The 19,501-nt window shown below is 56.9% G+C and carries 16 protein-coding genes; 7 read left to right on the top strand and 9 right to left on the bottom strand.

Going from position 1 to position 19,501, the window contains the following annotated elements; genetic code table 11:
- Positions 1–12 precede the first annotated feature (12 nt).
- Positions 13–4,677 carry a pilus assembly protein gene (locus ACZYTD_RS14480; RefSeq protein WP_463893057.1) on the top strand — a complete coding sequence of 1,555 codons (4,665 nt, stop codon included), beginning with the start codon at positions 13–15 and terminating at the stop codon, positions 4,675–4,677.
- 95 nt (positions 4,678–4,772) lie between these two features.
- Here ACZYTD_RS14480 and ACZYTD_RS14475 read toward each other — a convergent pair whose 3' ends face one another.
- A complete protein-coding gene (locus tag ACZYTD_RS14475) occupies positions 4,773–5,057 on the bottom strand; it encodes a hypothetical protein (RefSeq protein ID WP_463893055.1) in 285 nt (94 codons plus the stop codon).
- 27 nt (positions 5,058–5,084) lie between these two features.
- Between ACZYTD_RS14475 and ACZYTD_RS14470 the strand changes: the two genes are divergently transcribed.
- Positions 5,085–6,239 (top strand): type III PLP-dependent enzyme, encoded by a 1,155-nt coding sequence (locus ACZYTD_RS14470; protein WP_463893053.1) that lies wholly within the window; start codon positions 5,085–5,087, stop codon positions 6,237–6,239.
- 336 nt (positions 6,240–6,575) lie between these two features.
- On the opposite strand, the gene ACZYTD_RS14465 is transcribed toward ACZYTD_RS14470, so the two are convergent.
- From ACZYTD_RS14465 to ACZYTD_RS14450, 4 genes are all read right to left on the bottom strand, one after another.
- Positions 6,576–7,703 carry a 1-acyl-sn-glycerol-3-phosphate acyltransferase gene (locus tag ACZYTD_RS14465; protein WP_463893051.1) on the bottom strand — a complete coding sequence of 376 codons (1,128 nt, stop codon included), beginning with the start codon at positions 7,701–7,703 and terminating at the stop codon, positions 6,576–6,578.
- Between the two features lie 99 nt (positions 7,704–7,802).
- Complete coding sequence (locus ACZYTD_RS14460) at positions 7,803–8,396, bottom strand: LysE family translocator (RefSeq protein ID WP_463893092.1); 594 nt, start codon at positions 8,394–8,396, stop codon at positions 7,803–7,805.
- Between the two features lie 52 nt (positions 8,397–8,448).
- Positions 8,449–9,141, bottom strand: a complete 693-nt coding sequence (locus tag ACZYTD_RS14455) for an aspartate/glutamate racemase family protein (RefSeq protein WP_463893048.1) — start codon at positions 9,139–9,141, stop codon at positions 8,449–8,451.
- A gap of 72 nt (positions 9,142–9,213) precedes the next feature.
- Positions 9,214–9,840: a LysE family translocator gene (locus ACZYTD_RS14450; protein WP_463893046.1), complete on the bottom strand. Its 627-nt coding sequence runs from the start codon at positions 9,838–9,840 to the stop codon at positions 9,214–9,216.
- Positions 9,841–10,010: 170 nt separating this feature from the next.
- On the opposite strand from ACZYTD_RS14450, the gene ACZYTD_RS14445 reads away from it, so the two are divergent.
- The 3 genes from ACZYTD_RS14445 to crp all read left to right on the top strand — a co-directional run bounded on the left by ACZYTD_RS14445 (position 10,011) and on the right by crp (position 12,744).
- The gene (locus ACZYTD_RS14445; protein ID WP_463893045.1) at positions 10,011–11,396 is read left to right on the top strand and encodes an aminotransferase-like domain-containing protein; all 1,386 of its coding nucleotides are present in this window, start codon (positions 10,011–10,013) and stop codon (positions 11,394–11,396) included.
- Between the two features lie 63 nt (positions 11,397–11,459).
- On the top strand, positions 11,460–11,690 hold the full coding sequence (locus ACZYTD_RS14440; protein ID WP_463893043.1) for a YheU family protein: 231 nt from the start codon (positions 11,460–11,462) through the stop codon (positions 11,688–11,690).
- Positions 11,691–12,105: 415 nt separating this feature from the next.
- Positions 12,106–12,744: a cAMP-activated global transcriptional regulator CRP gene (gene crp, locus ACZYTD_RS14435; protein ID WP_463893041.1), complete on the top strand. Its 639-nt coding sequence runs from the start codon at positions 12,106–12,108 to the stop codon at positions 12,742–12,744.
- A gap of 73 nt (positions 12,745–12,817) precedes the next feature.
- On the opposite strand, the gene ACZYTD_RS14430 is transcribed toward crp, so the two are convergent.
- The gene (locus ACZYTD_RS14430; RefSeq protein WP_463893040.1) at positions 12,818–13,690 is read right to left on the bottom strand and encodes an NAD(P)-dependent oxidoreductase; all 873 of its coding nucleotides are present in this window, start codon (positions 13,688–13,690) and stop codon (positions 12,818–12,820) included.
- A gap of 117 nt (positions 13,691–13,807) precedes the next feature.
- Here ACZYTD_RS14430 and ACZYTD_RS14425 point away from each other — a divergent pair, with 117 nt between their 5' ends.
- Complete coding sequence (locus tag ACZYTD_RS14425) at positions 13,808–15,169, top strand: aminotransferase-like domain-containing protein (protein ID WP_463893038.1); 1,362 nt, start codon at positions 13,808–13,810, stop codon at positions 15,167–15,169.
- A 102-nt stretch (positions 15,170–15,271) separates the two neighbouring features.
- On the opposite strand, the gene ACZYTD_RS14420 is transcribed toward ACZYTD_RS14425, so the two are convergent.
- From ACZYTD_RS14420 to ACZYTD_RS14410, 3 genes are all read right to left on the bottom strand, one after another.
- Entirely contained in the window at positions 15,272–16,477 is a 1,206-nt protein-coding gene (locus ACZYTD_RS14420; protein WP_463893036.1) for an aspartate aminotransferase family protein, read from the bottom strand.
- A 268-nt stretch (positions 16,478–16,745) separates the two neighbouring features.
- Positions 16,746–17,786 (bottom strand): dihydroorotase, encoded by a 1,041-nt coding sequence (pyrC, locus tag ACZYTD_RS14415; protein ID WP_463893034.1) that lies wholly within the window; start codon positions 17,784–17,786, stop codon positions 16,746–16,748.
- A 181-nt stretch (positions 17,787–17,967) separates the two neighbouring features.
- Entirely contained in the window at positions 17,968–18,564 is a 597-nt protein-coding gene (locus ACZYTD_RS14410; RefSeq protein WP_463893032.1) for an anthranilate synthase component II, read from the bottom strand.
- A gap of 190 nt (positions 18,565–18,754) precedes the next feature.
- Here ACZYTD_RS14410 and ACZYTD_RS14405 point away from each other — a divergent pair, with 190 nt between their 5' ends.
- Positions 18,755–19,489 carry a MarC family NAAT transporter gene (locus tag ACZYTD_RS14405; protein ID WP_463893030.1) on the top strand — a complete coding sequence of 245 codons (735 nt, stop codon included), beginning with the start codon at positions 18,755–18,757 and terminating at the stop codon, positions 19,487–19,489.
- Positions 19,490–19,501: the final 12 nt, after the last annotated feature.

The raw sequence follows: 19,501 nt of genomic DNA, 5'->3' as shown, positions 1-19,501 counted from the left end.
TGGAGCTTACCTATGAAGATCAGATACCTCTCGCTTTGTCTGCTGTGTTGCACCCCCTGGGCACATGCCAGCGACCTGGCCCTGCCCAACCAACCGCTGTTTGTCCAACAGGCGGTAGCGCCTATGGTCATGCTGGTAATGGGGCGCGACCACACCCTCTACTACGAAGCGTACAACGATGCCAGCGACCTGAATGCGGATGGCCGGCTCGATACCGAGTTTATGCCCAGGTTTAAATATTTTGGGTTATTCGACCCCAATAAATGTTATGACTATAATACCACTAATAACAAATTCACACCCACAAGCTGGGCAACAGATGGGGACTTAAGAAAATGCACGGGAACACCGGCAGCACCACCTAAACCGGCAGTACCAGGAAAATGGAGTGGTAACTTCCTTAATTACCTGACCACATCACGCATCGATGCCTTGCGTAAAGTATTGTATGGCGGGAAAAGATCAACCGATACGGCTAGCTCGACTGTCTTGATCCGTAGTTATATACCACAAGACGCCCATAGTTGGGGGAAAGTCTGGAAACCGGCCTATAACGTAGGCGGTAATCTGACCCAGTGTAAGTCCGAGTCCCCTCCCAGTTACAGCATTGCCGATTACACCCCTAAAAGTAATTTAAATATAGTTTATCACTTTGCCAATACCAGTGTCGGCGAGAATGATGGCAGGCCATTACTTAGGTTGGTGGAATTAGCCCTATCAGAGAACCTAAATTGCCCACCCAATCAGCCCTGGCAATGGGCAGGTAAAGAGCGCGTTCTGGCGGGTAACGACATGGATAAACCCATCAGTAATAATGGTTCTACCTTTCCAGTTGCCAATAATCGAATTACAGACCTTGAGGTCAAGGTAGATGTCTGTGTGACAGATCTGATATTTGATCCCACCCGGAATAATGCCAATGAAGAGGGGTGTGTGCCCTATACAGTAGATGGTGTTACCACTTATAAACCGGATGGCGTATTACAGGAGTTTGGCCTTAGAAGATCACCGGCCTACCATTTTGGCTTGATCTCAGGTAGTTATGAAAAAAACTTGTCTGGTGGGGTACTGCGTAAAAATGCGACGGCCTTAAATCCCTCCACAAACAACAACACCAATAACGAAATCAACAGCGATGGTACCATCAATACGGCTACTCAGGGCATCATTTATAATTTGGACCGATTGCGAATTAGTGGGTTCAACTACGCAACACACAAATATACCAATAGCAATTGTGGAACTAATGGCTGGTTATCCTCCCGCGCCATTACCAATGGCGAATGTCGTGACTGGGGAAACCCGATTGCCGAGATGTTATTTGAGTCACTACGCTATTTTGCCGGTGAAACCACGGCCAGCACGAGTTATACCTATACCGATGCAGGATCCAAAGATAATGAGTTGGGTTTAACCCAGGCTACCTGGCGCGATCCGTTTGCCACAGGGAGCGGCCACCCCTGGTGTACGCCCGCCTATAATCTGGTGCTGAGCGATATTAACCCCTCTTACGACTCGGACGAGTTGCCAGGCACTGCCTTTACAGCTGCAGCAGCCAGCAGTGCGTCCAGCACAGGCCACACTGGCACGACCGCTAACATCTCCAGCTTCAACGCTGCCGATGCAGCCATGGAGATCACCCGCAAAGAGGGGGATCTGGCGAATAATAGTTTCTATATTGGCCAAGATCTGGCCAACCCCAGTGCAGCCATAACGGCAAATGCCCCCACCCCCAAGAGCATCACGGATCTGGCCCAGATCCGCGGCCTGTCACCCCAGGAGCCCACCAAACAGGGCAGCTTCTACTCTGCAGCCGTTGCCTATTTCAGTAATAAATTTGATCGCTTCCCCGACCACGCCAAAACCCAGGGCATCAAGACGCTGGCCGTCGCATTGGCCTCCCCTTTGCCAGAGATGAAATTCGATACCAATGGGGATAATAAAGCTGATATTAGTTTTATTCCCTTTGCCAAATCGGTTAAAGCGTGGCGTGAGACAGGTGGAATTATCAATCCGGCGGCAGGAAAGTTCCAACCCACCAGCACCATAGTGGACTATTATGTGGAAAGCCAAGCCGCCGATGGAAAATCTGGCACCTTCCGGGTCAACTTCGAAGATGTAGAGCAAGCTGCCGACCATGACAAAGATTTCCTGGTTCAATATGCATACAGCATCAACCCTAGCGGTGCCCTGACCATCATCACGACTCCAGAACAGACACAAATTCTCGGCGACATAGAGATACATGCCGGCTATATCATTTCCGGCACAAATAAAGATGGCCTCTATCTGGATGTAAGAAATAATATCGATGACAATAGAAACCAACCCTATTATCTTGACACGTTAGATTCAGCAGATCTTCCATATCCACTTAACTACCGCAAAACAGATCCCAATGGTAAAGGTGCAGCGAATAAGGTTATAACCGAGAATACGTCCGTAACCCGCACCTTTACCGCCAGCCCTACTGCCGCGGCCCGGTTTTTTAAATCACCGCTCTGGTATGCCGCCCGCTGGGGATATTACGATGTGGATGACCCAACTAAAGAGCCAGCAGGTTTAGGCAGCGGCCCCACGGTAGCAAAACCAGCCGGTTATAACTTGGTGACGAATGCAGGCGATCTTAAAACCAGCTTGGAAGATGCGTTAAATAACGCCAAACCAGGCAAATTGGCCGCTAACGCCGTAGGTTTCAGCACCTTACAATTGGATAGTGCATCCCTAGCCTTTAACAGTTTCTTTGAAACAGAAAATTGGACGGGCGATGTTCAGGCCTTTAACGTGGAGAATAACGGGAATATTGCCAGCACCCCGCTGTGGAGTGGTACCACTCAATTGGCGGGCACCACGCCAGGCAACCGCAAAATTTTTACCCTGGCCTATACCCAAGCACAAGCGGGGAGCAGTTGGCAGAGCAGCAAACGGGAATTTACTGAGCCCGACAGCCTGACTGGCTCCGCTACGGGCTTGGCAGAAAACCAGATCAATGAGTTAGTGACGGGCGTCACACTTACGAATCAAGGCCAGAAACTGGAGTATGTTCAGGCGCTGGTAAACTATCTGCGCGGCGTTCGCACCTATGAGTCTACGACTGTACCTGGCCTGACAACCTCATTTAGGAAACGGACTGGCCTGCTGGGCACCATAGTTCACTCCACCCCTGTCTATGGCAAGAGCAGTGGGGATAGCAAGCCCTTCATCATGGTCGGGGCCAACGATGGCATGGTCCATGTACTGGATGCCAGCGCCAACAGCAGTGATGGCGGTAAGGAGCTATTTGCCTATGTCCCCAGCCCGGTGTATAGCAAATTACCGCGCTTTAGTGAGAGCAACTATAACCACCAATATTATGTGGATGGCGGCATCAATCTACAAACCGTAGTCAATAGTGATGGTGCGAGGCAAACCATAGCCATAGGCTCATTGGGCCATGGTGGCCAGGGTATCTATGCGCTGGATCTGACCAATCTGAGCAGTGGCAGTTTGACCGCATCAGACCGGGTACTCTGGGAATTTACCGATAAAAATGATGTCGACATGGGGTACTACAGTGCCATGCCTTCCATTGTCAAATTGAGAATTGACGAGACGGATCGCTGGGTGGCCATTTTTGGTAATGGTTACAACAATAAGGCCGCCGATGGCCAAGCCAGCAGCACAGGTAATGCCGTTATCTATATAGTCGACTTGTTCACCGGGGAGCTGTTAAAGAAACTGGATTCGGGCTCGGGTGACAGTGACCAAGCCACTTACTCATCCAATGCCATGGCACAGCCGCTTATTGTGGATAGTACGGGCTCAGGGCGTGCAGACAAGATCTACGCTGGCGACCTGTATGGAAATCTATGGAAATTTGATATCAGCCCCAGCTCGATCGATGACTGGAAATCCAGCCTGTTCAATGGCAACACCCCCATCCCACTATTTACCGCCAGCCGTGGGCAAACCATCACCACTCGGCCTGCCGTCACCCGCTCTTCGGCAGGAGGCCAATTGGTCATGTTTGGCACAGGTAAATTTGTCGAGATCAGCGATAAACAGATCGCTGGGGCGACAACCCAGAGCATCTACGCTATTCGAGATAACAACACCACCACAACCATTACCAAGGATGACAACCTTATCCAGCAAACGATCACTGGTACCACAACGGTCGATGGCAAGGATCACCGAATTGTCAGCAACACGGCGGTGGATTGGGTGACTAACCACGGTTGGTATCTGGATTTGATCCAAACAGGATTAACCAACAAGGGGGAACGCGTCGTTCTTAATCCATGGGTCTATGACAATATTCTCTATGTCACGACTCTGCTTCCCGATGCCGACACCTGCGCCTACGGGGGGAGGAGTTGGTATATGCAATTCGATGTGCGGACAGGACAATTACAACAAAGCCAGCTAACCGAGCCACCCGCTATGGGCCTGGAGAGCGGCAGTGTCATCACAGGTAAACCGAATGGCGTGCCGACCCCAAACCCAGATCCAGGCGAACCCACTCCGCCCCCACCGGCACCCGATCCATTGGTGACCACCTCCGCCTCGGTATGCAAGAACAATGGGAGAGGGAATACGGTGCTCTTTAACTATGTTAAAAAATCGGATGGCACCATTACCAAGATCCCGACCGAGATCCAGTGTAATGGCCTCGTCTCCTGGCAAGAACTTTACTAGCCGCCCACTGCAAACACCCCCTTCTTTAAGGGGGTGTTTTTTTAGCCGAGCAAAACGCCCCACAGCAATGACAAGACTTCTCTTGATGAGCAAATTTATTCATTAAATACACTTTGCGACAATATTCTTCCCCAGGGGCCAATCACCGCGTGATCAACATGTTTTAATCCGTCTTTTGTCGATAATGTTAGATTTTTAAGCCGAAAAACCACAGATATCCCCACCGTTAATGCTCCTAATGCCGCTTTTTCAGCCAGGATCCGGTATGACCATTTACCTATAGGTATTGCATAGTCAGGCAGATGCCCGATAATGCGCGCGTTTGTGTATATCGTCGCCCGGCCATTCAGTTGTCGGGGCTCAACTTGGTACAGGGCCATGGCCCTTTTGTGAGGTGTTTGCATAAGATGAACAGCCAATTCGTTCCGGGAATCGACTACCGTGGCCTGGTGGCCCAATATGGCTCTCCCCTGCTGGTGCTGGATCAGGCGGCCGTGCGCCGTCAGTATCGGGCCCTGGTAGCGGCGCTGCCGGGTGTTACTCTGCATTATGCGCTCAAACCCCTGCCCCATCTGGGTGTGGTCGAGACGCTGATGGCCGAGGGCGCCAAGTTTGATCTCGCCACCAATGGCGAGGTGGATCTGGTGCGTGGAGCCCAGATCAACCCGAACGACTGTATCCATACTCATCCGATCAAGCGGGATTCCGATATCCGCCACGCCCTGGAGTACGGCTGCAACATCTTTGTATTCGACAACCCGGTGGAGCTGGGCAAGTTTGTGGCGCACAAGGCCCAGGCCAAGCTGCTGCTGCGCGTCAGCTTCCCCAATCCGGAGACCAAGGTCGATCTCTCCAAGAAGTTTGGCTGCACACCCGAGATGGTGTTGCCCCTGCTGCAGCAAGCCAAGGATCTGGGAATTGAGGTGATTGGCCTCTCCTTCCATGTGGGCTCCCAAGTGCCCAATGCCAAGCGCCATGTGGAAGCCATCGAGGCCTGCAATGGTCTGCTGCGTCAAGCCGAGGCTCAAGGTCTGGGTCTGCAGCTGCTGGATATCGGTGGCGGCTTCCCGGTGGATTACTCAGGCAGCGGCAGTGAACTGGATATCGATGCCTTCTGCGCACCAATCCGCGCCGCCCTGGCCAATACCCCCAAGAACATTCGTCTGCTGGCCGAGCCGGGCCGTTTCCTGAGCGCCCCCGCCATGACCTCACTCTCCAGCGTCATGGGTAAGGCCGAACGCTTCGGTCGTACCTGGTACTACCTGGATGATGGTCTCTATGGCAGCTACAGTGGCCAGTTGTTCGATCATATCGACTATCCCAAGAGTGCCCCCTATGCCAAGGGGGAATGCCACCCAGCCGTGCTGGCAGGCCCCACTTGCGACAGTATTGACGTGATTGCCGAAGAGATCATGCTGCCGGAGCTGGAGCTGGGTGAACTGGTCGTGGGTAAGATGATGGGCGCCTATACCTGGGCCTCGGCGACCGAGTTCAACTTCTTCCGCCGTGCCAATATCCTGGTCATAGACTCAGACGCCGCGGCGCTGCGTGCCGTAGCCTGAAAGGGTTAGCCATAGGGCAAAATAGCAAGGGCGCCTCAGGGCGCCCTTTTGTTATCTGCCTTTGTCGCAGGCTCAAGCACTGACTCTTATACACCACTCCCTCCAGTTGTTCAGTAATAGAGGAAAGGTGCTGCAGTTTTTCCTTAGTTCAGAGGGCAGCAAAGCCCTCCCTCCCCTTTTTTCAAGGGGAGGGCTGGGGTGGGGTTTGCTTTTGTGCTTGTGAAAGATCAAAAGCCACCCCCTCCCAACCTCCCCCTTGGCAGGGGGAGGAGCTGTTCGAGGCATTTCTCGGCATTTATCTCACAACATGACCTAAGATGTGTATAAGAGGCAGGCTCAAGCCTGCTCATATTGCTGCTGGTTGATAACAGGGCGCGCATACATGGCCCGCACTGTTTCCCGCAGCTCGGGGGCCAGGGCCGCCAGATGGGCGTCATAACGCTGGCGCTCGGCCTCGGTCACCTCATCATTCAAACCCGCCGCCAGCCGATTATTGGCAAATAGGCGATACTGGTGGTGGATTGCCCCGTCAATGGCCTGAGCCAGCTCTTCTGGCGTGGCAAACTCGCCGTTCAGGGGTTTGCCCAGGCTCACATGGACTCGACCCTTGAAGCCGATGATCCCCGCCACTATGCTCTCGATATCTTCAAACTCCCCCTTCTCATAACTCCCCGTCTGGGCTCGCTCCAGCAGTTCCCGCGCCTTGGCTTCAGCGCCCGGATCGAACTCATAGGAGATGGCGACCGGCACTATGTTCAGCTGCTGCATATAGTCGGCAAAGGCACGCTTTTGCTGCTTGCCCGCCATATAGAACATCTTGAGGATGGCCGGATCGGTTCTGTCATCCCCATCCTTGGCCCGCCCCTCTTTCTGCGCTATCCAGATGGAGTGCCCCTCTTGCAGGGAGTGGCTGATGTAGGAGGAGAGTTCCGTGAAGGCCTTCATCATCTCCCGCGGCCCCTTGGCCGAGCGCTTGACGATAAAGCTCTTGTTCAGACGCATCAGATCCGTGGCACAGGGTTTACGCAGCAGGTTGTCACCTATGGCAATGCGCACCGTTTCCAGCCCGCACTTGTAGAGCCCCCAGTTAACCAACGCGGGATCCATGGCGATATCTCTGTGGTTGGAGATAAACAGGTAGCCCTTGCTGGAGTCCAGCTGCTCCAGGCCGGAATAGGTGACCCCATCCGTGGTGGAGGCCACCATCTGCTCCATGAAGTGCGCCACTTCCATCTGCACATCTCGCACCGTTTTCACGCGAGCCCAGCGACGCTGCAGCACAGAGCGGATCAACGGCTTCAACAACCAGCCTAACCAGCGGGAGAGGGTGGGATAACGAAAATGGGCAATGGCGCCCAACAGCTCGTCATCGCAGGCCAGACGCGCTAACGCGGCGGGTACTTCATCATCATTGTAGGGACGGATCTCCTTATAGGGATCCGCCTCGTGCAGCTGTTCTGTCATGAAATCCGTCTTATGAAAATGGGCGCAAAATCGGCGCAAATTCTACACTCATTTGCCATAAAGACTAGCCAACAGCGGGCTAAACTCTTCTCTGGGGGGCTAGATCCAAACCATCAACACACAAGCGGCCGTGGCCAACCCCATGCCGAGATTAAATCGTCGCCACCCTTGTGCCGAACGGATCACCCGCCTGACTTGAGCGCCAAAGAGCACCCAGACGCCCCCGGTCACTATCCCCATGCCAAAGAAGGTGAGCAGAATGGCCAACGCCGATGGCCAGTAAGCCTCCTCAGCCAGGGTAAAGCCGCCTATCGCGGACAGGGCCATGAACCATCCCTTGGGGTTGAGCAGCTGCAACAGCGCCGCCTGATGCCAACGCGGCATCTCGCTGAGGCTTCGCTCACCCGGCTCGCCGGCTTGTGCCAGCTTGATGGCCAACCACAACAGATAGAGGGAGCCCAAGACCTTGAGAGCGGTGTGGAATAGCGGATGAGAGTGCAATAACACGCCCAGCCCCAGGGCGGTCGCCAGCATGATGAGATTCAGCCCCGTCACCACGGAAAAGAGCATGGGCAGGCTGCGGCGCACCCCAAGGTTAGCCCCCGCCGCCGTCAACAACATATTATTGGGTCCAGGGGTGCCGCAGGTGATCAGGGCAAAAACCAGCAGCGAGCCAAACCAGAGGGGTTCCATCATTATCTCAACCTTTATAACAAGGCATAGGCCAGAGGCTTACTTTACCATCTCATGCCAGCGCAAGCTCCACCGCGCCGCGGGCATGGAGTGAGGTGGTATCAAACAGCGGCACGACAGCCGCCTCGGGGCTCACCAACATGGCAATTTCCGTGCAGCCCAGAATGATCCCCTCGGCCCCGCGCGCCACCAGATTCGCCATGATCTGCTGATAACGCTGACGAGAGTCGTCTCGCACCACGCCCACACACAGCTCCTCAAAGATCACCCTATGCACTTCCGCGCGCTCGACTGCGGTGGGGATCAGTACCTCCAGACCGTAGCGCGTCTGCAACAATTCCCGGTAGAAGGGCTGCTCCATGGTGAACTGCGTTCCCAGCAACCCCACCTTGCGCAACCCGGCCTGCTGGATGGCCTCCGCCGTGGGGATGGCAATATGCAACAGCGGAATAGCGGCGGCGGCTTCAATCTGTGTCGCCAGTTTGTGCATGGTGTTGGTACAGATGATGAGCAGTTCCGCCCCCGCTGCCACTAAGCCCTGAGCGGCACGGCTCAATATGGCTTCGGCCTCATCCCAGTTACCGGCGCGCTGCAGCTGGGCGATCTCGTGAAAGTCCACACTATGGAGCACGATTTTGGCCGAGTGCAGCCCGCCCAAACGCTCACGCACCAACTGGTTAATCTGCTGATAGTAAGGCACGGTCGATTCCCAACTCATGCCGCCCAATAAACCGATTGTCTTCATCTTCTCTCCAACTTAGTGGTGGCCAGCACAGCTACCTAGCGCCCGCCTCTGCGCCCCAACCCAGGGGCGCGCTTAATACCAAATCACCGCCACACAGGCCGCCGTCATCACCCCCATGATGCGATTAAAATTGCGCCAGGCACGGGGGGAGCGCAACCAACGCCCCATCTGTACGCCAAACTGGGCCCAGAGCAGGCACGTCTTGCAGCAGATGAGGCAAAACAGCACGACCAGCAGGATCACCGAGCCCCAGTAGTGACTCCCCAGCAGGGTGAAGCTGCCGATAGCCGAGATCGACATTAACCAGGCTTTGGGATTCACGAACTGGAACAGCACGGCCTGGTAGAAACAAAAGGGCCGCCGTGTTTCCTGCGTGGGGGGCGCCTCGTTCATTGGCTCAGCACCACTGGCCATGGGCGGTGCCGTGGCAATCATCCAACCCAACCAGAGCAGATAAGCCGAGCCCGCTACCTTGAGCGCCGATTGCAACAGGGGCCAGTGCAAGAAGAGCTGCCCCAAACCGCTGGCCACCGCCAACAGCATCACCCCCATGCCGACGGCAATCCCCAGCACATGGGGCAGAGTGCGGCGAAAGCCAAAACGCGCCCCCGAGGCTGTCAACATCACATTGTTGGGCCCAGGGGTAATACAGGTCACCCAGGCAAATCCCGCCAGGGGTAATAGCCATTCATAAGTCATTGCTTCGTCTCCTTACGACTCAAAGAGCAGAAATGGATTGAGCGATAGAAAACGCATCTGGATGCAATTGTATCGATACAAACCAGGAAAAAACGCCTGATTGTGCTGTTTCACGGCACGAATTCACGGTAATATGAGCCAATGATTGGATCAATGAGATTATTGTCACCATGACAATTTGGACGCCTCAACTCAATGGCCAAGGCCCACTCTACCGCCAACTGCTGGAAGCGATCCGGGCGGCCATTAGCCAGGGGGAATTGGTCGTAGGCGAGCGGTTGCCCACCCATAGAGCCCTGGCCGAACGACTGGGGATCACGGTCGGCACCGTCACCCGGGCCTACAGCGAAGCCGAACATGCGGGATTACTGCAGGCGCGCGTTGGCTCAGGCACCTTCGTGCGAGATCAGCAGGGGGAGCAGGCGCTGGCTTGGCATATTCGCCAACCAGACCCCAATCGCATCGAACTATGGCAAAACCTGCCCGTGGCACAAGATCGCGAAGGCGCCTTCCGCGAAGCCCTGCAAGAGCTGATGGATGAACCTGGCCTGGTCAACAGCCTGATGGAGTATGATTGTGCCGAAGGACGTCTGGATCAGCGCCAACGCGTCAGCCACTGGTTACAGCAGCACGGCATTGCAGCGGATCCAGAGCGGTTACTCTTCAACTATGGCGCCCAGAATGGATTGCTATTGAGCCTGATGGCATTAGGCGCCCCAGGTGAGACCATCCTCTGTGAGGGGTTGACCTACCCGGGCCTCTCGACCCTGGCTCACTCCCTGCGCCTGCAGCTCAAGGGGCTGGCCATGGATGAGGAGGGGCTGCTGCCAGAGGCCCTTGAGAAGGCTTGCCAGCATGGTCACTACCGGATCCTCTATCTCATACCTACCCAGCAGAACCCCACCACGGCCACCATGTCACTGGCCCGCCGTCAGGCCCTGTTGCAGCTGTGTGAAAAATATCAGCTCTGGGTGATCGAAGATGATGTCCATGGGCTCTTGCCCACCAGCCGTCCGGCGCCACTGGTGAACCTGGCTCCCGACAGGGTCTGCTATCTGGGCAGCCTCTCCAAGGGGATCAGTGCGGGCTTGCGCATCGGCTATATGCTGATCCCGCCGCAACTGCAAGCGGCCGCCAGCCAGGCCGTACGCGGGGCCAGCTGGATGGTCAGCCCGCTCCTGGTGGAGTTGGCTTGTCGCTGGTTGCAAAACGGTCAGGCCGATCGCATGCTTCACACCCAAAGAGCACAACTGAGCCAGCGTGCCCAGTTGTTGCAACACCATCTGGGACGCTTCAAACTGCACTACACAGCCGATAGCATGCATGCCTGGCTGGAGCTGCCCCCGCACTGGCGCTCGGCCAGCTTTATCCAGGCCGCCGAGGCTGAGGGCATTGGCCTGGCGGGTGCCGAGTTATTTGCCGCAGGCCATTTCCCCGCCCCGCAGGCCGTGCGGCTCTCCATCAGCCACCCACTGGATAATGTGGCGCTGGATCGCGCCCTGGCGGTATTGGCGCGCCTGTTGGAAGGGGATGCCGCCACACGGCAGTTGCTCTGAGCCAGCCGTAATAACAAACGCGCTCTATGATTCCCAACGCTCCGCTCACTGATGAGGCAAACCATGTTTATCCCCTGGCAAGATCTGGATCCCTCCACCCTGGATAACCTGATTGAACATTTCGTGCTGCGCGAAGGTACGGATTATGGTGAGCAGGAGGTGGGGCTGGCCGACAAGGTAGCCGAGGTACGGCAACGACTGGCCAGCGGCGAAGCCGTGCTGGTCTTTAGCGAGCTGCATGAAACCGTGAATATCATGCTCAAACGAGAATTTCACAACGAGCAGAAGGATTGATCCGTTCGAGCCTGACATAGCGGTAGCACAAAAAATGAGTGGCACATGGCGTTTATCTCTACCAGCCAGTGATCAGGATCACAACCTCATCCTTGAGTCCTGGTGACTACCGCACTTCACTTCTGTTTACTAGGGGTGATGAGTATGATGAAGGGACTGAACCTAGAGCAATCTGCTGTCAGCAAGCGGATCGAGACACAGTTTTCCGGTTGTTGTATGCCATCTTGGTAAAACATACCGAAGATCGAAATCTGTCAGCCAGAGCCCCAGGTTACCAGCATCTGCCTGCAAGGCTGTCCCTCCGGTCAGACCTTGCCATTCGGGGCCTTAGGCCCTTATGCTACGGCAACGATAATAAGGACATAGCCTGGCAATCCGCTTCTTGCCGGGTATCGCTAAACTAAGAGGACTAACAATGGTTATTGGCAAGCCGCAAAGCGATCCGACCCAAGAGTGGTTTTTGTCTCATTGCCACATACACAAGTATCCGGCCAAGAGCACGCTGATCCATGCCGGCGAAAAGGCAGAGACCCTCTATTTTATCGTCAAGGGTTCGGTTGCCGTACTCATCAAGGATGAAGAAGGCAAAGAGATGATCCTCTCTTATCTGAACCAGGGGGATTTCATCGGTGAGTTGGGGCTGTTTGATGACAGCGAAAACCCGACCCGTACCGCCTGGGTTCGCGCCAAGAGTCCTTGTGAAGTTGCCGAGATCTCCTATAAGAAGTTCCGTCAGCTGATCCAGGTCAACCCAGAGATCCTGATCCGCCTCTCTTCACAAATGGCCCGCCGTCTGCAGACCACCAGTGAAAAGGTCGGCAACCTGGCCTTCCTGGACGTGACCGGTCGCATCGCGCAAACCCTGCTGAATCTGGCTCACCAACCCGATGCCATGACTCACCCGGATGGCATGCAGATCAAGATCACCCGCCAGGAAATTGGCCAGATCGTGGGCTGTTCACGAGAAACCGTAGGCCGCATCCTGAAGATGCTCGAAGATCAGAGCCTGATCTCCGCCCACGGCAAGACTATCGTGGTGTTTGGCACCCGCTAAACCAGATGGTTAGTTGCTTAAGCCCGCATCCGTGCGGGCTTTTTTGTGGGCGTCTCGCCCTAGCCAAATGGCGCTAATCAAACTGCCGGATCAGCACAGACGTATCACAACGCCCCAAGCCTCTAGCCATCAACGCCTGATAGTGCTGATCGACCTCTCGAGTCAGTGGCAGCTCGACCCCATGTCGGGCGGCCTCCTGCAGGCAGAAGCCCAGATCCTTGTGCATCCACTCGATAGCAAAGCCAAAGTCAAACTGGTCGGCAGCCATACTCAAGGCCCGGTTATCCAGCTGCCAGGATTGGGCCGCGCCCCCCCCCAGCACCTGTGCCACCAGAGCCGGGTCCAGGCCACAATGCTTGGCCAGGGTGAGCCCTTCACTGATCCCCTGCAAGATACCGGCGATACAGATCTGATTAACCATCTTGCAGCGCTGACCGGCACCATGAGGCCCCACATGGGTGATGCGTTGGCCGTAACTGGCCAAATAGGGCTCGGCCTGTTGCAGCGAGCTCGCCTCCCCCCCCACCATTATGGTCAAGGCGCCTCTCTCGGCTCCGGCCTGGCCGCCCGAGACAGGCGCATCAAGAAATGCGACACCCGACTGGCAGCAGCGCGTAGCCAGCTCTTCGGCCAGGGAGGCCGAGGTGGTGGTGTGGTCGATCAGCAACGCCCCTGACGGCAGGCTGGCCAACACGCCATCGGCGCCATACACCACGCTGCGCACATCCTCATCATTGCCCACACACACCATCACATACTGGGCGCCGCGCGCCGCCTCAGCGGGTGTCGCCGCCCAGCTGCCACCAAACTCGGCGACCCACTGCTCGGCCTTGGCCTGAGTGCGATTGTAGACGCAGAGTTGGTAACCCAACGCCTGCAATGTGCATTGCAGATGACCCGCCATGGGATAGCCCATGACCCCCAGACCTATGAATGCAACTTTCATTTCTGTTTTCTCCAGCGCCGATGCGGTTCACTCTCACCTTAAGAGGTGTCGCGCTCTGCCTCAAGACAAGCCGCGGGCTTTGCGCCACAATACAGGCCATACAAAAAAGAGGATTGTATGACTAGCTGGCTACCATCTGGAGTAATGCAACCCGGGTATCAGGCACTGCTCACCGCCCTACGCCAAGATATCCAGGCCGGGATCCTGCGGCCAGGCCAGCGCCTGCCTGCCATCCGCCGCCTGGCCCAACAACTGGGCGTGAACCCGACCACAGTGGCTCGCGCCTATACGGAGGGAGAGCGGCTTGGTCTGCTGTTAAGCCAGGTCGGGCAAGGTACGTTCGTGCGCGGTCAGCTGGCCCTGGATCAGGTGATCCACTCCCCAAGCCTCGCCACCCCCCTTAATCTGAGCATAATCCAGCCGTTACTCTCGTTGGCCGAACCCGCCCTGCAGCGGGCCCTGCCCGCCCTGGCCCAGCAGCTCACCACGGCGCAGTTGGGGTATCCCGCCAGCCCCCTGCTTCCCCATCAGCAGCACGCGGCCGAGGCCTGGCTTAACTGGCTGGGTATTCCACTGGCCGCCGGCCACCAGATCTTACCGGTGCATGGTGCTCAACATGGGCTACAGGCCCTGCTGCTGGCGCTGAGTGAGCCAGGTGAAACCGTGGCCAGTGAAGCCCTCTGTTATCCCGGGCTCATCGCCCTCTGCCAGAGCCTGGGACGCCCTCTGCAGGGACTGGCCATGGATGAGCTGGGGCTGTTACCCGATGCCGTCGCTGAGTATTGTGCCCAGGCGCCGTTGCGCCTGCTGTTTGTCAATGTGAGTCAGCAAAACCCCACGACCGCCATCATGCCGCTCAAACGGCGGCTGGCGCTGATCGAGGTGGCACGCCGCCATAAGCTGACCCTGATCGATGATGATATCTATGGTTTTACCCTGCGCGGCCAGCTCCCCTCCCTCTATCAGCTAGCCCCTGACTGTACCCTGTCGCTTACCAGCCTATCCAAGTGTCTGCTACCCGGCTTGCGCTGTGGCTTTCTCTGCCTGCCTGACTCGGCCGCCGACGCCGTGCAGCGCGCCATTCGCACCCATATCTGGATGCCCTCCCCCCTGGGCCTGGAGCTGGCCTGCCAGTTGATCACCTCGGGCGATGCCGAGCAGATCTGCCTGGCGCAAATCGAGGAGGCTCAAGCCAGACAGCAGTTGGCCTACCATCTGCTGGGCAGCAACTATCAACACCAGCTACGCGGCCTGCATGGCTGGTTACGCCTGCCCGCTGGCCTCACGGCCGAGCAGCTGACGGCTCGCGCTCGCCAGGCGGGTGTGCTGGTCTCCTCTGCCAGCTACTTTGCCACCGATGTCCAGCAGGCGCCTGCCGCCATCCGCCTGGGGTTAATGGCCTGCGCCAGCCGCGCCCAACTGCACCAGGCACTCACCCTGCTGCGAGGTCTGCTCCAGGAGTCAGGCCCACAAGATTAGGACACCAAAAACAACAAGGGCCACCCGCACGGGTAGCCCTTGATAAGGTGAGCCACTATCTGGCCCTGCCTGATGACCTTAGCTCAGATCTTAGAACAAATCTTAGCCGACCACCTTGGCCACCGCCTCGGTAAAGCGACTCATGCCCAGCTCAAACTCTTCACGGCTAAGGTTCAATGCCGGAGCAAAGCGCACCACATTGCCTCCGGCCACCAGCACCAGCACACCGGCCTCGATCCCGGCATCGACAAAGGCCTTAGCTTTACCATGATAGGCATCGGTCAGCACGGCCCCGATAAGCAGCCCCTGGCCCCGCACCTCACTGAAACAGTGGTATTGGGCATTGATCCCGGCCAGCGTCTCGCGGAACCATCCCTCGCGCTCCTTGACGCCAGCCAGCAAGGCCGGATCATTGATGAGATCAAACGCCGTCTCGGCCACGGCACAGGCCAGGGGATTACCACCAAAGGTCGTGCCATGGACCCCCGGCTTGAATACCTGGGCTATAGCCTCCCGGGTCAACATAGCCCCTATGGGGAAACCGCCCCCCAAGGCCTTGGCTGTGGTGAGAATATCCGGCTCCACCCCCAACTGCATGTAGGCAAACAGGCTACCGGTACGGCCCATGCCGGTCTGCACCTCATCGAAGATCAGCAGGGCATCATGGGCATCACACAACTCGCGCACTGCCTTGGCAAACGCCAGATCGGCGGGCAGGACACCGCCCTCCCCCTGCAGGGGCTCCATCACCACGGCGCAGCAACGATCGGAGATCACCGCCTTGAGGGCCGACAGGTCATTGTAGGCCACATGCTGGATCTGACCCGGCTTGGGACCAAAACCATCGGAGTAACTCGCCTGACCACCCACGCTCACGGTGAAGAAGGTACGGCCATGGAATCCCTGGTGGAAGGCGATGATCTGATCCTTGGCACTGCCATGCTGCTCATGGGCGTAACGGCGAGCCAGCTTGAAGGCCGCCTCATTAGCCTCGGCCCCCGAGTTGCAGAAAAAGGCCCGATCGGCAAAGGTGGCATCCACCAGCTTGCGCGCCAGACGCAGCACGGGCTCGTTGGTCATCCAGTTGCTCACATGCCACAGCTTCTGTCCCTGCTCGATCAGGGTCTGCACCAAAGCCGGATGGCAGTGACCCAGGGCATTGACGGCAATCCCGCCCGCTAAGTCGATATACTCACGATCCTGCTGATCCCACAGACGCGAGGCCAGACCACGCACCGGCACAAACTGCGCGGGCGCATAGGTGGGGACTAACACCTCATCAAACCAAGCACGGGTCACCTGTTCCATATCTCTTCCTTATTGGCCTCGTCACCCCAGAGTCAGGAGTGAGAAAATAATCACTGTTTTTGCATAATACATCACTTGTTTTGGCGGGCGCCAGCACCTGCGAGAAAAAATTGCGTAACGCAACTAATTAGTTCGGCGACAAAAGCGGCGAGCAAAACCGTAAGAGGCGAAGTGATGGCGAGGAGAAGAGAGGCAAGCAGAGAAGAGCAAAGCACATGGGCCGCCCAAGCGCCCGATACCCGGTGTTAAACCGGGCATCGGGCGTTAATCAGGCGCGGTTAGTCAGCCGCCACTGCAGGGTCTGGCCGGCCCAGTACGGCACCAGAGTGCGGCCCCCCAGCAGCGCCAGCCGCTCGGGAACCTGCCAGGGCTCACGTTTGAGGGTGATAAGTCCCTGGTTGCGGGGCAAGCCGTAGAAGTCGGCACCGAACTCGCTGGCAAAACCCTGCAGCTTATCCAGTGCCCCCAACTGATCAAAGGCCTCGGCATAGAGCTCGATGGCCGCAGGGGCCGAGTAGCAACCGGCGCAGCCACAGCCCGTCTCCTTGCGCTCCTGCAGGTGCGGGGCAGAATCCGTTCCCAGGAAAAACTTGGGATTGCCGCTGATGGCCACCTGCTGCAGCGCCTCCTGGTGATTGCGGCGCTTAAGCACAGGCAGACAGTAGTTGTGGGGCCGGATCCCTCCCACCAAGAGGTGGTTACGATTCATCAACAGGTGCTGGGGGGTGATGGTCGCCGCCACATTCTCAGGAGCCGCCCAGACAAATTCAGCGGCCTGCTCTGTGGTGATATGTTCCAGCACTATCTTCAGCTCTGGATAGCGGGCGACTAACCCCTTGAGATGACGCTCGATGAACACCTGCTCCCGATCGAAGATATCCACCCCTTCATCCGTCACCTCACCGTGCAGTAGCAGCGGCATACCCAGCTCACTGAGTTTCTCCAGCACCGGACTCAACCGGTCGATGTTGGTGACCGCCAAATCCGAATGGGTGGTGGCCCCGGCAGGATAGAGCTTGACCGCTAGCACCCCAGCGGCCTTTGCCTCTTCTATCATGGCGGCCGTAGTCTGATCGGTCAGATAGAGGGTCATCAAGGGGATAAACTGGCTGCCCTTGGGACGCGCCGCCTCAATGCGCTGCCGATAGGCCAACGCCAGAGTGGCATCGGTAACAGGCGGAACCAGGTTGGGCATCACCACGGCCCGGGCAAAAGCGCGCGCCGTCGCCGGCACGGTTTCGCCGAGCAAGGCACCATCGCGCAGATGCAGGTGCCAATCGTCAGGGCAGGTGAGCTGTAGTTCTGTCATGGAGCCTCCAAAGCGAAAAAACATCACGCCAAACTAACGCATAACCGCTGGCGGATACTCAATACAAGAAGAGATTGGGAGCTGAGGCCACAGCTAGTATTGCACGCTGAATGCCCCCGATCTTGCCACTGGATTGAGCATAGCCTGTGACGCTCTGTTTCGCCGACTCAGGCCAGGCAAATCAGCCCAGTCGCACAAAGTTTTGTAACAGTGCCATCCCCTGCTCGCTGAGGATGCTCTCGGGGTGAAACTGGACACCGAAGAGAGGGAGCTCACGATGACGCAAGCCCATGATTTCAGGTGCCATGCTCCTACCCTGCCCATCCACTTCCGCTTGGCTCCAGGCCGTCACCACCAGTTCGGCCGGCAGACTCTGCGGCGCCACGATCAACGAGTGGTAGCGGGTGACTCGCAACGGCTGGTTCAAACCGGCGAACACGCCCTGGCCATCATGCTCGATAAGCGAGGTCTTGCCGTGCATGACCCGTTGTGCCCGCACCACCTGAGCACCGAAAGCCTGGGCCAAGGACTGATGCCCCAGGCAGACCCCTAAAATGGGCAGCGAGTCGGCAAAATAGCGGATGGCCGCCAGGGAGATCCCGGCCTCGTTGGGGGTGCAGGGGCCTGGCGAGATGACCAGATGAGAGGGGGCCAGGGCCGCAATCTCGGCAAGGGTGATGGCATCATTGCGGCGTACCAGCACCTCTTCGCCCAAGGCACCAAAGTATTGCACCAGGTTGTAGGTGAAGGAGTCGTAATTATCGATAAGCAGGATCATGAGGCTGTCATTCACTCTTGTCGCTAGCAGGCTGGGTGCCTGACTGTCGCCATGATATCACAGCTCTGCGATTGGGTTGAGCCAGCCCAAGTAAGAGGCCAATCCGAGGTAAAAAGATTGCGTCTGACACCCATCAATCATATAAAGGCGCACTATGCATCTGTAGTTAAACTATCCACTCGAGGTCGTTATGTTTGTCCAGGTCGTGTTTTTATCATTTTTGGCATTGCTGCCCATGGTCAACCCCCCTACCACGGCGACGCTACTGCTAGGCTTGAGTAAAGGCATGTCCCGCGAGCAGGTCCGTAACCAGGTCAATCTGGCCGCTATCTACCTCTTCTGTCTGCTCTGCACCAGCTTCTTTATTGGCTCCTCTATCCTGGATCTGTTTGGCATTTCGATCCCAGGCCTGCGCCTGGGCGGTGGGCTCATCATAGGCTTCATCGGCTTCCGTATGCTGTTCCCCGCCCCCAGCAGTACCCAGGTGACGGAGAACAACCCTAACATCGCCTTCGTCCCCTTGACCATGCCCAGTCTGTGTGGCCCGGGAACCATGGCCCTGGTGATCAGCGGCTCGGCTCAAATTGCCGAGCTACCCCATGAATACTCCCGCCTCGCTATCTACAGCGCGGTTGTGGTCTCATTCCTGCTGATCACGCTACTCAGCTGGGTGGTGTTAAAACTGGCCGATCCGGTGTGCAAGTTGCTCGGGGCCACGGGTATCGATGCCATGACCCGCATCATGGGCTTTTTGCTCATCTGCATGGGGATGCAATTCTGCATCAACGGCGTCAAGGAAGTAGCCCAGGACCCGGTATTCCATGGTGCTCAGGCCACCACCAACAGTGCCGCCGAACAACGCATTGAGGCGATGGAGGTTCGAGTAAAGCTCCATGCATCGGCCGCCACAACAACGCAACCATAACCACTCAAGGTG

It is taken from the genome of Pseudaeromonas sp. HNCC25DJ180 (assembly GCF_055413345.1).
This window is presented reverse-complemented; position numbering and strand designations above follow the sequence as displayed.

Coding starts and splice junctions, on each gene's coding strand:
- ACZYTD_RS14405 (WP_463893030.1), top strand. CDS start 18,755: ATGTTTGTCCAGGTCGTGTTTTTATCATTTTTGGCATTGCTGCCCATG.
- crp (WP_463893041.1), top strand. CDS start 12,106: ATGGTTATTGGCAAGCCGCAAAGCGATCCGACCCAAGAGTGGTTTTTG.
- ACZYTD_RS14465 (WP_463893051.1), bottom strand. CDS start 7,703: ATGACAGAACAGCTGCACGAGGCGGATCCCTATAAGGAGATCCGTCCC.
- ACZYTD_RS14470 (WP_463893053.1), top strand. CDS start 5,085: ATGAACAGCCAATTCGTTCCGGGAATCGACTACCGTGGCCTGGTGGCC.
- ACZYTD_RS14460 (WP_463893092.1), bottom strand. CDS start 8,396: ATGGAACCCCTCTGGTTTGGCTCGCTGCTGGTTTTTGCCCTGATCACC.
- ACZYTD_RS14445 (WP_463893045.1), top strand. CDS start 10,011: ATGACAATTTGGACGCCTCAACTCAATGGCCAAGGCCCACTCTACCGC.
- ACZYTD_RS14410 (WP_463893032.1), bottom strand. CDS start 18,564: ATGATCCTGCTTATCGATAATTACGACTCCTTCACCTACAACCTGGTG.
- ACZYTD_RS14440 (WP_463893043.1), top strand. CDS start 11,460: ATGTTTATCCCCTGGCAAGATCTGGATCCCTCCACCCTGGATAACCTG.
- ACZYTD_RS14450 (WP_463893046.1), bottom strand. CDS start 9,840: ATGACTTATGAATGGCTATTACCCCTGGCGGGATTTGCCTGGGTGACC.
- pyrC (WP_463893034.1), bottom strand. CDS start 17,786: ATGACAGAACTACAGCTCACCTGCCCTGACGATTGGCACCTGCATCTG.
- ACZYTD_RS14425 (WP_463893038.1), top strand. CDS start 13,808: ATGACTAGCTGGCTACCATCTGGAGTAATGCAACCCGGGTATCAGGCA.
- ACZYTD_RS14430 (WP_463893040.1), bottom strand. CDS start 13,690: ATGAAAGTTGCATTCATAGGTCTGGGGGTCATGGGCTATCCCATGGCG.
- ACZYTD_RS14475 (WP_463893055.1), bottom strand. CDS start 5,057: ATGGCCCTGTACCAAGTTGAGCCCCGACAACTGAATGGCCGGGCGACG.
- ACZYTD_RS14420 (WP_463893036.1), bottom strand. CDS start 16,477: ATGGAACAGGTGACCCGTGCTTGGTTTGATGAGGTGTTAGTCCCCACC.
- ACZYTD_RS14455 (WP_463893048.1), bottom strand. CDS start 9,141: ATGAAGACAATCGGTTTATTGGGCGGCATGAGTTGGGAATCGACCGTG.
- ACZYTD_RS14480 (WP_463893057.1), top strand. CDS start 13: ATGAAGATCAGATACCTCTCGCTTTGTCTGCTGTGTTGCACCCCCTGG.